This window comes from Sphingomonas sp. AP4-R1, assembly GCF_013113735.1.
Taxonomy (GTDB): domain Bacteria; phylum Pseudomonadota; class Alphaproteobacteria; order Sphingomonadales; family Sphingomonadaceae; genus Sphingomonas_I.
The window spans coordinates 5108105-5121909 of record NZ_CP053346.1; the positions used below are offsets into that span (position 1 = coordinate 5108105).

General features: G+C 63.3%; 13 protein-coding genes. 5 read left to right on the plus strand and 8 right to left on the minus strand.

The features are described 5' to 3' along the window. Window positions 1–89 precede the first annotated feature (89 nt). Both HL653_RS23115 and HL653_RS23120 read left to right on the plus strand, forming a co-directional pair. Window positions 90–1004: an AraC family transcriptional regulator gene (locus HL653_RS23115; RefSeq protein WP_171746576.1), complete on the plus strand. Its 915-nt coding sequence runs from the start codon at window positions 90–92 to the stop codon at window positions 1002–1004. A gap of 208 nt (window positions 1005–1212) precedes the next feature. Then, window positions 1213–1974: an EAL domain-containing protein gene (locus HL653_RS23120; protein WP_171746577.1), complete on the plus strand. Its 762-nt coding sequence runs from the start codon at window positions 1213–1215 to the stop codon at window positions 1972–1974. A 287-nt stretch (window positions 1975–2261) separates the two neighbouring features. Here the strand turns inward: HL653_RS23120 and HL653_RS23125 are convergent, their stop codons facing one another. From HL653_RS23125 to HL653_RS23135, 3 genes are all read right to left on the minus strand, one after another. Continuing rightward, entirely contained in the window at window positions 2262–3284 is a 1023-nt protein-coding gene (locus HL653_RS23125) for an IS110 family transposase (RefSeq protein WP_171745610.1), read from the minus strand. Window positions 3285–3979: 695 nt separating this feature from the next. After that, a complete protein-coding gene (locus HL653_RS23130) occupies window positions 3980–4471 on the minus strand; it encodes a hypothetical protein (RefSeq protein WP_171746578.1) in 492 nt (163 codons plus the stop codon). 63 nt (window positions 4472–4534) lie between these two features. After that, window positions 4535–5203: a hypothetical protein gene (locus tag HL653_RS23135; protein ID WP_171746579.1), complete on the minus strand. Its 669-nt coding sequence runs from the start codon at window positions 5201–5203 to the stop codon at window positions 4535–4537. A gap of 311 nt (window positions 5204–5514) precedes the next feature. On the opposite strand from HL653_RS23135, the gene HL653_RS23140 reads away from it, so the two are divergent. After that, window positions 5515–5904: a response regulator gene (locus HL653_RS23140; protein ID WP_253717328.1), complete on the plus strand. Its 390-nt coding sequence runs from the start codon at window positions 5515–5517 to the stop codon at window positions 5902–5904. Here the strand turns inward: HL653_RS23140 and HL653_RS24040 are convergent. The 4 genes from HL653_RS24040 to HL653_RS23170 form a co-directional block, all read right to left on the minus strand. Beyond that, window positions 5901–8132 (minus strand): ATP-binding protein, encoded by a 2232-nt coding sequence (locus tag HL653_RS24040; protein WP_216599926.1) that lies wholly within the window; start codon window positions 8130–8132, stop codon window positions 5901–5903. The genes HL653_RS23140 and HL653_RS24040 overlap by 4 nt on opposite strands. 125 nt (window positions 8133–8257) lie before the next feature. Further along, a complete protein-coding gene (locus HL653_RS23160) occupies window positions 8258–8752 on the minus strand; it encodes an MgtC/SapB family protein (RefSeq protein WP_171746580.1) in 495 nt (164 codons plus the stop codon). An 11-nt stretch (window positions 8753–8763) separates the two neighbouring features. Then, a complete protein-coding gene (locus HL653_RS23165; RefSeq protein ID WP_253717329.1) occupies window positions 8764–9897 on the minus strand; it encodes a molybdopterin-dependent oxidoreductase in 1134 nt (377 codons plus the stop codon). Next, on the minus strand, window positions 9894–10985 hold the full coding sequence (locus HL653_RS23170; RefSeq protein WP_171746581.1) for a YeiH family protein: 1092 nt from the start codon (window positions 10983–10985) through the stop codon (window positions 9894–9896). Before HL653_RS23170 ends, HL653_RS23165 begins: the two co-directional genes overlap by 4 nt. A gap of 108 nt (window positions 10986–11093) precedes the next feature. On the opposite strand from HL653_RS23170, the gene HL653_RS23175 reads away from it, so the two are divergent. Together HL653_RS23175 and HL653_RS23180 are read left to right on the plus strand one after the other, a co-directional pair. Then, entirely contained in the window at window positions 11094–11957 is an 864-nt protein-coding gene (locus HL653_RS23175; protein WP_171746582.1) for a LysR family transcriptional regulator, read from the plus strand. 90 nt (window positions 11958–12047) lie between these two features. Further along, window positions 12048–12203 carry a GNAT family N-acetyltransferase gene (locus HL653_RS23180; RefSeq protein ID WP_253717331.1) on the plus strand — a complete coding sequence of 52 codons (156 nt, stop codon included), beginning with the start codon at window positions 12048–12050 and terminating at the stop codon, window positions 12201–12203. A gap of 395 nt (window positions 12204–12598) precedes the next feature. On the opposite strand, the gene HL653_RS23185 is transcribed toward HL653_RS23180, so the two are convergent. Beyond that, window positions 12599–13621: an IS110 family transposase gene (locus HL653_RS23185; RefSeq protein WP_171745610.1), complete on the minus strand. Its 1023-nt coding sequence runs from the start codon at window positions 13619–13621 to the stop codon at window positions 12599–12601. Window positions 13622–13805 lie beyond the last annotated feature (184 nt).

A 13805-nucleotide genomic window follows, 5' to 3' on the forward strand; every position in this document is an offset into this window, starting at 1 on the left:
ATTGACGAGTGTGGGAGCGCCAAAGATAGATTCCGCGACCAAGACTGCCTATGGTTGGCAATCCTGACTTCATTGGCGATCGTCCTGATATGACCATCGATCCGCTGGCCGAGATCGTGACCCTGCTGCGGCCCTCCGCGAGCTTCTCGAAACTCGTCGAATATGCCGGGCGCTGGCGCATCCGCCGCGACGTCGAGGGCAAGCCTGTCTATTTCGCGGTGCTGGAAGGCGAATGCCGGGTGGTGAACGCCGGCCAAGCCTCGATCGTCGTACGGGCTGGCGACTTCGTACTGCTTCCGGCCACCGGCGACCGGGCCATTGACGGCATCGAGAGCATGGACCCACCGCCGGATGGCGCCGTCATGACCCCGACCGAGATCGGTGAGGGCCGGTTCCGCATCGGACAAGCCGGTCAGCCCGTCAATTTGCGCATGCAGGTCGGGATTTGCAGTTTCGCGTCGCCAGACGCCGCTCTGCTTGTGTCGCTGCTACCGGCGATGGTGGTGGCACGTGATGAGCCGCGGCTGGCCACATTGATGGACCTGGTCGGGGACGAGACCCGTAAGGCAAGGCCCGGGCGTGAATTGATGCTGGAGCGCTTGCTCGAAGTCCTCCTGATCGAGGCGTTGCGCTGCGGCTCCGGTCCCGCCGCGATGCCGAGCCTCGCCCGGGGCATGTCCGACGAACGACTGGTCGCCGCATTGCGGGCTATGCATGCGCGCCCTGCGCATCCGTGGACGGTCACGGACCTGGCAGCCGAAGCGGCCATGTCGCGCTCTGCCTTCTTCGCACGCTTCACCAGCACCGTCGGCATACCGCCGATCGAGTACCTGCTCACCTGGCGTATGGCATTGGCGAAGCGCCTGTTGCGAACGCGCGGTCTCGCAATCGGTCAGGTCGCCGTCGAGGTCGGCTACGGATCGGCCAGCACGTTCAGCACAGCCTTCACCCGGCACGTCGGCATGCCGCCTATGCGGTATGCGCGAGTTTCGGAGACGGCCTAACTTCGCGAGAAGCGTCATGGCATGGAGCAGCGCTTTCGACCCAAAATCGGACGTCCAGACCGTGCTCCTGAGATCCCAACTACAGCCCTTCGTTCAGGTTTAAAGAGCGACCGCTCGGGCGGGCCGCCTAAAAATTTGGTTCAGCCTGCTGTTCGGCCTAGCTGCTTTCATTCATTATCTTTTAGGAGCGGCCCTTTATCGGTAAGCCATGCAAAAGGAACGTATCTGTAGCGGATGCCGCGATGGCGCGGAGTTTGAAATTCCATTCGCCATGGCCTTCCAACCGATTGTCGACGTCGAAACTGGACGAGCGTTTGCCTATGAGGCGCTAGTTCGGGGCGTGGACGGCGCTAGCGCGTATGAGATCCTTTCCAGCGTGAACGAGACCAATCGCTACGCGTTCGATCAGGCTTGCCGGGTCAAGGCGATCGAGACAGCCATGGAAGCAGGCCTCATGCAAAGCGATGCCAAGCTGTCGATCAATTTTCTGCCGAACGCGGTTTACTCGCCGCTCGCATGCATCCAGCTGACGCTGGCGACAGCGCGTAGAGCCAGCTTGCCCATCGACAGGCTGATCTTTGAATTTACGGAAAACGAACAGATGGGCTCGCCGGAGCACGTCTCCTCGATCATAGATACCTACAAGCAGATTGGCTTCACGGTAGCCGTCGATGACTTCGGTGCGGGACATTCGGGTCTCGACATGTTTGCAAGATTTCACCCAGACGAAATTAAGCTGGACATGGAGCTGATCCGCGGGATCGACAAAGATCACCGTCGCCAAGCGATAGTCCGCGCGATCGTTCGGATGTGCAAAGAGCTGGAAACTCTCGTCATTGCCGAAGGCATCGAGAATGCTCAGGAAGCATCGGCATTACGCGAGCTGGGTGTAAGGTATCATCAAGGCTACTGGTATGCCCGACCGCAGCTGGGCGTACTGCCCGGCATCCATCCTCAGGCCTTCCTATAACTGCGAACAGCCGCTTTGACCCATGTGTGGACGGCCCTCCGTTGGCAAGTACGAGCATTCGCCTAGCGTTGCTGGTTGGTGCGGCCATGTGTCCGACCTGTTGGTGCGGCGCATAGTGCCGCTGGCCGTAATGCCATTCGCGCGTCTCGGGTCCCGATCAATCCCGCGCACTCGAGGTGCTTGGGTCATAGTGGGTTTTCCCGATCCGGCGGTTCAACCGGCTTGTTGCATTAGCTCCTGATCGCCCTTTCCAACCTCGTCAGGCGCGGTCGCCCGCGCCGTGTTCCTTATGCCACCAGCGGCTCACGATACCGCTCACCGCTGGCCATCATCGCCCAGATCATGCGCGCGTTCTTGTTGGCGAGCGCAACCGCGGCGACCTTGGTCTTGCGGCGGGCGAGCAGCTGAACAAGCCACGGCCGCTTGGCGCCGTTACGTTCGGCAAAGCGCACCACCGCCATGGCGCCGACGATCAGCATCTGGCGCAGGTACTGATGGCCGGCCTTGGTGATGCCGCCGAGCCGCTCCTTGCCGCCGCTGGAATTCTGCCGCGGCACCAGGCCGATCCACGCGGCGAGGTTGCGGCCTGAGCGGAAGATCGCAGGATCGGGAACGGTGGCGACGATGGCGCTGGCGAGCAGCGGCCCCACGCCGGGTATCTCCATCAGCCGACGGCCAAGCTCGGTCTCGCGTGCGCTCGCCAAGATGCGGCGGTCGTTTTCCAGGATCTGCTCTTTCACAATGCGCAGCTGAGCCGCCAGCATCTCCAGGCAAAACCGCGCATCGGACGGCACCCGCTCGTCGGCAGGATCGGCGATCACGTCGAGGAGCTGCTCGATGCCGTTCCTGCCGATCGGCGCCGCAACCCCGAACTCGGCCAGATGCGCCCGCATCGCGTTCGACAGCTGCGTCCGTTGGCGGTTCAGGATCAGGCGGACACGATGGAGCATCATCGCGCTCTGCTGCTCAGGCGACTTGATGCCGACAAAGCGCATCGTCGGCCGGGTCACCGCCTCGCAGATCGCCTCGGCATCGGCTGCATCGTTCTTGCTGCGCTTGACGTACGGCTTCACGTACTGCGCCGGCATGAGTTTCACGTCATGCCCGAGCGCCACCAGCTCGCGTGCCCAGTAATGCGAGGTTGCGCAGGCCTCGATGCCAACCAGGCACGGCGGCAGCTTGGCGAAGAACTTTAGCATGCGGCCACGGGTCAGGCGCTGGCGAACCACCGCAACACCCTCCGCGTCGACCCCGTGCACCTGGAATACGTTCTTCGCGAGATCGAGACCTATCGTCGTGACGTTCCCCATCGTGGCTCTCCCTTCCGGCTCTCCGCAGATCATTCTGCGGGAGGGTTGGAGAGCCGTCCACGTCATCAATGCCGGACGCTCAGGCCGCCTCTTCAGAGCCCCGAAAGCTGCCGTCCGTTCATGTGAGCGGGCGGGCCGCTTTCAGCCCATCGAGCCAACAGCTCGAAAGGTTTGAATTGGGACGAAGCCGTCGCTCACGCTTGATCTGCTGAATGACTGCGATTGCTGAAATCGGACGTCGCGAAGAGACTCAATGCCGAGCCATAATGTGCAGGACGCGCAGAACGGGGACTTGGTCACCGGGCATTAATGCTGGACAACGGCTAACGTATAGCTTGCCTTCTCATGTCGCCTAGCAGCGTTACGCATAAGGTAGACATCGCTTAAGTAATCGCCTGTCGCGGCAACTACGAAGTCATATCGGCCGCCTTGGATCGATCCGATGAACGTTGCAGCCTCCGCACCTGGCGCGGTCACATTCATATAGTTCGAACGATTGTTGGTCCGAAGGGTAATCAGTAGCCTTTGCCCAGCTCTGGCGCTCAGGACGTACGTTTTGCTACCGTCGCCTTGGATCGTGCCAGCCACGACTTTAGGTTTGCCCTCGGCCAGCGCGATCCGATCTGTACGCGCCTGAGCATATAACACGACGGGTGCGACCAAGCCGACCGCACAGGCCAGCACGGCGCGAAACCTCAGAACCGCCTCTGTCCGGGATCGACCTTGTCGCAGGTGCCGGAAAAGTCCTGCCCGGTGCCCCTGATAGTGATTTCACCGGTCTGGCGGTCGATCCTTATCTTAGGCTTGTTCAGCCCGTTCAGTCGATAGCTGGCGCGGATCTCGTTGGCGCCGACGATCAGATCATCGAGCTGCCACCAATGCTGGTGATCGCCGCCCGAGTTGAGCGGGGGTATCAGTTTCTCCGGCAGGCGGATGCGGCCGTCATTGCCGTAAATCTGGAGGGTTACCGCAGACGAAAAGCCCTGCATCTCCGTCTGCACGCCGCTGCGCGTGCGATATTTATGGTCGTATCGATCCCACTCCAGCGTGTTCACATAGCCCGATCCGAGCTTCTCGCCCTGACCCGAGCAGATCAGGTTGATTGCATCGCCGGGTTCAGCCTGCGCCACAGCCGGCGCCGCGACCAGTACGGCCATTGCCGTCGCCATCAAGATTGCCGCGCGCACCGCTATTCTCCCGCATCTTTGCCCGCAGGATGTCAGAGCTGCCCGAGATAGGCCAGCCTTCACTTAGTGGACGACAATCGCTGCGAGCACGAACAGGACGATGCTGTAGAAGGTAGCGACGCAGGCGTCGCCGGCACCGACAAAGAATGAAACTCGCAATTTGCGGGCGAACCAGCGGGCTTGAGTGGCGAAATACCACAGGACGCCCGCCCCAATCACTACGGCCGAGATGATGCGGGCACCTGCGAGAGGCAGGTTCGGAGCCAGCGTGCCTACCCCTAGCATCAAAGCGAAAGGGGCCGCCGTGTAGCATTGCCCGTAAAAGGGGCGGCGCAGGCTGGCATGGGTCAACCGCGTGCGCTGGCGATGCAGCAGGCGGACCGCCATCATCAGCGGGAACAGGCTGAACAGCAGCAACCTGAGCGCCAGCAGCGCCAAGTCGCTGTCGACGAGAGATGCCAGCCCGTGCGTGTCGGACAGCAGCGGGTTGCGCGATGCCGTCGCGACTTCAAGGCCATGCGAAATGAGCAATGTCAGGAAGAGGAAGAGAGGCGGACGGATCGCATCATCATATTGCTCGTTCGGCCGATCAGACACTTCGCGATCGGCATAGTCCATCATCTTTTGGGGCCGGACGACCGTACGCCATAGGGTGATCGGATAGAAAATCAGCCAGCTCATGACGCTGTAAAGCGCCTCATCGAGTGACTCGATGATCTTCATGAAATCCATGCGTGCAGCTTCGCGCGTGCGGCTCAGGCTGTCGAGTGGGTTACACTTGGGTGATCGAGAGACGTCCGGGACTGGCTGGAGGTGAAAGGCAGCTCAACGGTTCTCCAGTGGCTGCTTTTTGTCCGGAGCGGCATCGATCGAAGCACGGCCGAACGTCCCAATCTGGTCGCGAACGAACCAACAGGCACTGGCGACCGCTTTACCGGCGTCTCGACGCGAGCTGAGACGAAGGCGCCAGCCCGGTTCAGAAAACCACGCTTCCCGCACCCAATGCATGTCACTCAGCATCCCAATTTGATTGGAGCGGGCCCATGACAGAGCGCGAGCCGTTGACCCCTTCTGGAGTGTTTATGTGCCATGTACTTGTGATCGAAGATGAGTGGCTGTTGTCCGAATATATCTCGGACATCGCCGAACGCGCCGGCGGCACGTCAATCGACACGGCGGCGACCGAGGCTGACGCTGTCGACGCCGCCTTCGCCCACAGGCCTGATATCATCCTGTCAGACGTGATCCTTGGCGAGGGCAATGGTCCGAGCGCTGTCCAGGCGATCTACCAACGCTACGGCGAAGTGCCGGTAATATTCATCACCGGGACGCCCGCCGACTGTCATCCGTGTGCTCCGCCCGGCGTCATCTTCGGCAAGCCCATCAACGAGCGGCAGGTAATGGCGGCATTCCGGCAGGCGATGCCGCACTAATCGTCCAGCGCCTCGCGGATCTTAGACGCGAGTTGGTCCATGCCGAAGGGCTTGGGCAGGAAATTCGTACCCGGATCGATCACGCCATTATGTACCACGGCATTGCGGGTATAGCCCGTCGTATAGACCACCCTGAGGCGCGGCAGGCGCTTAACAGCTTCGTCTGCGAGCTGACGTCCGGTCATCTCCGGCATCACGATGTCGGTGAACAGAAGCGTCACGTCCTGGCCGCCATCGATGATCGCCAGCGCCGCGTGACCGCCATCAGCGTGGATGACCGTATAGCCCAGCTCGCGCAGGGCCTCGGTCGAGAAGTTGCGGACGCGTTCCTCGTCCTCCACCACCAGGATGATCTCGGACGAGTTGCCGCCGCGCGCCATCGCAGCCGATCGACGCGGGATGGCCTGGGGTTGCTCAGCGAACGTGCGCGGCAGATAAATCTTGATCGTGGTCCCGTGTCCGACCTCGGAGTAAATCCTCACATGGCCGCCTGACTGCCGGACAAAGCCGAAGACCTGGCTGAGGCCGAGCCCTGTGCCCTTGCCGACCCCTTTGGTCGTGAAAAACGGGTCGAAAGCTTTCGCGATCACGGCTGCCGGCATACCGCTTCCGGTATCGCTGACGGCCAGCATCACATAATGGCCGATGGGGATCTCGGCATCATGCGCATATTCGGCATCGATGTTGGCGTTGCCGGTCTCGATGGTGAGCTTCCCGCCGTCGGGCATCGCGTCGCGCGCGTTGACCGCGAGGTTGACGATCACATTCTCGAGCTGGATCGGATCGGCCAGCGTCTTCCAGAGGCCGGGCGTCAGCACGGTCTCGAGTTGAACCCGCTCGCCGAGCGTTCGCGAGAGGAGTTCGGTGAGACCGTTCACCAGCTTGTTGCCGTCGACGGTTTCGGGCGCGAGCGGCTGCTGGCGCGAGAAGGCAAGCAGGCGCTGGGTGAGCGCGGCCGCACGGGTCGCGCCCTCCATCGCACCATCCATGAAGCGCTTGATATCGGTGTCGCCGCGATCGAGACGGCGCTGAGCGAGATTGAGGCCGCCAATGATGACAGCGAGCATGTTATTGAAGTCATGCGCGATGCCGCCCGTCAGCTGGCCCACGGCTTCCATCTTCTGGAGCTGCCGGACCTGGCTTTCGGCGTCCGACTGTCCGGTCGTAGCGCTTCTGAGGTCAGATGCGGCCCGGGCCAGATCACCATCCTGCCGGGCGACGCGATCTTCCAGGCGTATGATCGCCTCGGCTCGTTCGACCGCCAGCCAGGTCAGTTCGGCGACTTCGCGTACAAGTGCCAACTCGTTCTCGGTCCAGAGGCGAACCTCACCATGGGCGATGTAGAAACCGCCGATCACGCTGCCCGCGCGGCTGATCGGGACATCGACCGCCGCAAGGATTCCGCTGCCGGAAAGTTCGACCAGACCTTCAAGAGGATCATGACGGCTGTCGCCGAAGCTGGTCAGCTGGCCAGTCCGTCGTGCCTTCTCCAGCCGTTCTCCAAGATGACCGCTCGCGCTCTCACCGCTGAGATTGGGAAGCCCGGCATCGGACCAGCATCCGACATAACGAACCCGCTCGTTTTCCAGCAGTCGGTAGAAGCAGGCGCGGTTGATCCCGAGCCGCCGCGCGATGTGCTCCGCCGAGAGATGCATGATCGCCAGCGGGTCATGCAGGCTTCGCTGACGCGCGGTGAGGTTGATGATGAAGTCGCGCTCGAGCTTGGCGGCGTACAGTGCGGCCTCGACCGCATCCCGACGCGCTTCCTCCTGAAACTGCGCGCTGACCTCGGTGTTGACGCCGTACCATCTGGCGATTTCTCCCGATCCGTCTCGTAGCGGCGAGATGCGGGTAAGAAAGGACCGGAGCTGGCCATCGCGACCGCGCAGCGGAAAGACCATTTCAAAAGGCTCGCCGACGCGGATGCAGGCCTGCCAGCGATTGGTGACGGCCTCGACCTGGTCCGGATCGTGAACGGCTTGCCAGCCCCATCCCTCCATGTCCTGCGGCGTCGTGCCACAATATTCGTGCCACCGGCGGTTGTACCAGACGATGTAGCCGTCCGCCCGGGCCATCCAGCATAAGGCGGGGAGATTATCGGCGAGCAGCCGAAACTCGGAGTCTGCCGGCGCCTCGGTCAGCTCAGCTAAGGTTTCGATAACGGGCGCCTCGCGGCGCCAATAGGTCTGCTCATGGCTCGTAACTGCATGGGAAGGCGCGTCATTCATACCTACGCCTTATCCGCAATGATCACTCAATCCCAGACCGCACGCTAAGCCCGCTCTCCGAAATAACGTCCGCTAAGCCGCATTTCATCCACCAACGGCGCCGACCCCTGACGAGATTAGGCGGATCAGGGCTTTCGCTCCACGTCCTTCCTATCGGCCTCGGCCGGGGTAAGCCGGGCGCGATCGCGGATGCGGCGTTCGAGCGGAGCCCCGACGAACAACACCAGCATCGCCAGGAACAGCCCACCCACGATCAGCGGCCACACCGCAAGTCCTGCCGCGGCGCCGATCGTCGCTGTGACCCAGATGCAAGCCGCAGTGGCCAGCCCGTGCACTTCCTGACCCTGGCCAACACGTAAAACGGCGCCGGCACCGATGAAGCCCACGCCCGACAGGATGCCCTGCATCGCTCGCCCTGCGGCGTCCGCGTTTACGTTGGGCAAACCGCTGTGAACAATCGCCTGTACCGCGATGCAGCTCGCCAGACCCACAAGCCCCAGCGTGCGAAGGCCCATGATCTGACGGTTTTCGCGCGAGCGCTCCCAGCCGAGCACCAACCCGGCAAGCGTCGCCACGATCAGCCTGCCGAAGGCGTCGGCCCAAAAAGAGAGATCCGTCATGGCAGTGTGAATCACTCGACCAGCACGTGGACGTGATGCCAAGCGGTGCACAGATAGCCGGCGAAGTTCCACATCGTGTCGGGTCGTTCGGGCTGCCCCTGTCCGGCCTCGTCGAACGCGCGCACGACGAGGTGTTGGCGCCCCTTGGCGAGCGTGGTGTCAAGCGACCAGCGCCGCCAGCCCCAGTGCGCTTCGGGATCGTCGGCGAACGTGGCCTGACACCAGTCCCTACCGCCGGTGGTCGATACTTCGACCCGCGAGACGCGTCGATCATAAGCGATGGCATAGCCCTCGATTCGCATTTCGCCCGCCGACAGGCTCTCGCCAGATCCGGGCGAGCAGATCGCAGCGTTGAGGGGCATGGCGTTGATCGTCAGGCCCTGGCTCCAGTCGGCCGTCTCTGCCGTCACGTCGGCCGGGAACAGCTTGTAGTCGTGGGCCTGGATCGGCGCTTCGGACGGGGTGTCACGCACCTCGATGCGTGTCAGCCATTTGGCGCTGCGGACGCCAGCATAGCCTGGAACGACCATGCGCAACGGTGCACCATGCTCTGGTGCCAGCGGCTCGTCGTTCATTGCCCAGGCGAGCAGCACGTCGGGTGCCCGCGCTTTGGCCATCGCGATCGATATGCCAAACGGTGCTTCCTCGCCCTCCACGTCCACTTCATCGGCACCGGTGAATGCGACGAACAGATCGTCGGCATCAGGCGCGCCGACCGCATCAAGCAAATCGGCCAGCCGGACGCCCGTCCATTCGGCATTGCCGATCGCGCCGACATCCCATGGGTCGCCCGAGGTCTTGCCGACCTGCTGCATATCCGTGCGGCGGTTGCCGGCGCATTGTAGCACCGCCGTCACTGAGCGTGTCTTGAAGGCAGCCCGCAGCTCCTCCACCGAGAAGGAGCGACCCTTCACGCCAATCCCGCTCACCTCGATCCGATGACCGGCAGGCAGATCGGGCACAGCTCCGTGGCTGCGGACGTAGAATAGCGACTGCGGGGTTAGGAACCGCTCGATGAGCGCGCTCGGCTCTGGCTCCGCGTTGTAAGGATCCGGGTTCCGCTCGATCATTTGCTTGCTCATGATCAGGGAACGCATCGAAGCACGATTTGTCCCGGCCTTCCGATTGCCGATCTGTCGGATCACGCGATGTGCAGCACCGCAAGCAAGGCGAAGCTGATCGCGCCGAGGCCGAGGAGCGAGAGCACCACCGCCGTCGTGACCCGACCGCCTGCCTTGGCGACGGTGCGCACGTCTACGCCCAGCCCTAGCGCTGCCATGGAGACGACAGTCAACAGGGAGGCGATACGGCCGAGCGGCGCAATAGTGACCGTGGGGACCAGTCCGAACGACCGGAAGGCGACCAGCATAAGGAAGCCGATGATGAACCACGGTACGAGGTGGGCAAGGTCGAGCCGCCCGCGGGAGGGCTCGCCGGTGACGAACTCGCCAGCGGGCACATGCTCCGGCGCAAGCCGCGGCGCAACCAGCGAAAGGACCAGGCAGACGGGCCCTAGCATCAGCACCCGCACCAGTTTGACCAGCGTGCCCATTTGCACCGCCGCGGCACCGAGCGGAGAGGCGGCAGCGATCACCTGCGGCACCGCATAGACCGTGAGGCCGGAGAGCGCGCCGAAGGCAAGGCCGCTCATACCTAAGGCGATCCCCAGCAGCGGGAGGCCTAGCACGACCACCACGCCCAGCACTGCCGTGAAGGCGATCGAAGCGGCGACATCTTCGCTGTCCGCGCCGATCACAGGCGCTACAGCTGCGATGGCGGAGTTGCCGCAGATCGAATTGCCGCATGCGATCAGCAACGCCATCCGTGCTGGGAGACCGAGCAGTCGGCCGATACCAAAGCTGAGCAGGATCGCGCAGATCACTACCCCCGCGATACCGGCAAGCAGCGGAAGCCCGGCCGCCAGGATCGTCGCGGCGCTGACCGACGCGCCCAGCAGGACGACGGCGATCTCGAGCAGATACTTGGCGCTGAAAGCGACGCCGTCGTGCCAGCGGCTCCCGGGTATCCACAGGCTGCGCACCGCCGTACCGATCACGATGGCAAGCACCAGGGCTTCCAGCCACGCCTTGCCCGCGAGAGCACGCTCGCCCGCCTCCAGGGCGTAGGCGGCGCCTGTAACGGCGAGGCAGAGACCGATGCCGGGGAGAAGGCCGGCATGCTTGCTGATCCGATCTGCCGGCGAAGAGAGATGGAGGTTAGCAAGACTGGCCACGGCGGTTTCCTTCCGCCGATTGATCTATGCCGCATCCATTGATCGCTCCAACGCAGCTTTCTTTTCATTCCGATCGCAATTCATGATCGGTTGTGCTACGAGCGTAAGATGACGCTCGAACAGCTTCGCATTTTTGTCAGCGTAGCCGAGCGCGAGCATATGACCGCGGCGGCGCGAGCGCTGAACGTGACCCAATCGGCGGCCTCGGCGGCGATCGCGGCGTTGGAGGAGCGGCACGCGATCAAGCTGTTCCATCGGGTCGGCCGCGGCATTACGCTGACCGAGGCCGGGCGACTATTCCTTGCCGAGGCGCGCGGCGTGCTGGCACGTGCTGGAGCGGCCGAGACGGTGCTGGATGAACTGAGCGGGCTGAAGCGCGGCACGCTGCGCGTCGTAGCGAGCCAGACCATTGCCGCTTATTGGCTGCCGCCGATCCTGGCGACCTTCCGCGAGCGCCACCCAGAGCTCGGGGTCGAGCTGGCGATCGGCAACACCGAACAGGTCGCCGCGCGCGTGCACGACGGAGACGCCGATCTCGGCATCGTCGAGGGTGAGATCGACGATCCGGCGCTGGCGCACTGGCAGATCGGCGAGGATCGGCTGTTGCTTGTCGGCGCCAAGCCGTTCGGCAACGCGCATATCGATGCCGCCTGGCTACGCACAGCGCGGTGGATCCAGCGCGAGCCGGGCTCAGGCACGCGCTCGACGCTCGATCGCTATCTGCTCGATGTCGGCGTTGACCCCGCCACGCTCGATGTCGTGCTCGTCTTGCCGTCCAACGAGAGTGTCCGCAGCGCCGTCGAAGCGGGAGCCGGGGTCGGCGCTCTTTCCGCGCTGGTGGTCGCCCCGGCGATCGACGCGAAGATCTTGCACGCCGCACCGATCGAGTTCGGCACGCGTCCCTTCTACGGCCTGCGTCACAAAGAGCGGTATCGCAGCAAGGCGGCAGATGCGTTGCTCGATATGCTGTGAAGATCGTCTGTCAGAATGACCTAGCACTGCCTTTACTGAAGTCGGCGGCGCCTGCACCCACCCCGGCCATCGTGGGAAGGCTATGGCGCGATGCTGATGCGCGAGATCGCGAATGCAATTTTGGCGCGCGAAGAGACGCCATTTCTCCCCGCATTCGCCAACAATCATGGCGCTATCGGGCTGTACGAGAAGCTCGGCTTTATGACGCGATGGGATCCGGTGCTGATCGTACTTCAGGAATCCTGAAGGCGCTCCTTCAACGATACGGAACGCAACCTGAACGGCAGGTTCTACCAAACCAGACACTAGTCGCCGCCTGGCTGTTCGACCGGGTTTGGTCGAAAGCCGTCCCTGCCCCTCCCGTCAGCGACGACCCATGTGTGGACGGCCCTCCGTTGGCAAGTACGAGCATTCGCCTAGCGTTGCTGGTTGGTGCGGCCATGTGTCCGACCTGTTGGTGCGGCGCATAGTGCCGCTGGCCGTAATGCCATTCGCGCGTCTCGGGTCCCGATCAATCCCGCGCACTCGAGGTGCTTGGGTCATAGTGGGTTTTCCCGATCCGGCGGTTCAACCGGCTTGTTGCATTAGCTCCTGATCGCCCTTTCCAACCTCGTCAGGCGCGGTCGCCCGCGCCGTGTTCCTTATGCCACCAGCGGCTCACGATACCGCTCACCGCTGGCCATCATCGCCCAGATCATGCGCGCGTTCTTGTTGGCGAGCGCAACCGCGGCGACCTTGGTCTTGCGGCGGGCGAGCAGCTGAACAAGCCACGGCCGCTTGGCGCCGTTACGTTCGGCAAAGCGCACCACCGCCATGGCGCCGACGATCAGCATCTGGCGCAGGTACTGATGGCCGGCCTTGGTGATGCCGCCGAGCCGCTCCTTGCCGCCGCTGGAATTCTGCCGCGGCACCAGGCCGATCCACGCGGCGAGGTTGCGGCCTGAGCGGAAGATCGCAGGATCGGGAACGGTGGCGACGATGGCGCTGGCGAGCAGCGGCCCCACGCCGGGTATCTCCATCAGCCGACGGCCAAGCTCGGTCTCGCGTGCGCTCGCCAAGATGCGGCGGTCGTTTTCCAGGATCTGCTCTTTCACAATGCGCAGCTGAGCCGCCAGCATCTCCAGGCAAAACCGCGCATCGGACGGCACCCGCTCGTCGGCAGGATCGGCGATCACGTCGAGGAGCTGCTCGATGCCGTTCCTGCCGATCGGCGCCGCAACCCCGAACTCGGCCAGATGCGCCCGCATCGCGTTCGACAGCTGCGTCCGTTGGCGGTTCAGGATCAGGCGGACACGATGGAGCATCATCGCGCTCTGCTGCTCAGGCGACTTGATGCCGACAAAGCGCATCGTCGGCCGGGTCACCGCCTCGCAGATCGCCTCGGCATCGGCTGCATCGTTCTTGCTGCGCTTGACGTACGGCTTCACGTACTGCGCCGGCATGAGTTTCACGTCATGCCCGAGCGCCACCAGCTCGCGTGCCCAGTAATGCGAGGTTGCGCAGGCCTCGATGCCAACCAGGCACGGCGGCAGCTTGGCGAAGAACTTTAGCATGCGGCCACGGGTCAGGCGCTGGCGAACCACCGCAACACCCTCCGCGTCGACCCCGTGCACCTGGAATACGTTCTTCGCGAGATCGAGACCTATCGTCGTGACGTTCCCCATCGTGGCTCTCCCTTCCGGCTCTCCGCAGATCATTCTGCGGGAGGGTTGGAGAGCCGTCCACGTCATCAATCCCAGACACTCAGCAGTCTCGGCGAGCTCTTCGAAACCGGTCATCCGTTAATGTCGCCGATTGCCCCGCGAGCCGACCGCTCGAAACGGCTTGAAGTGGGACACAGCGCTCGAT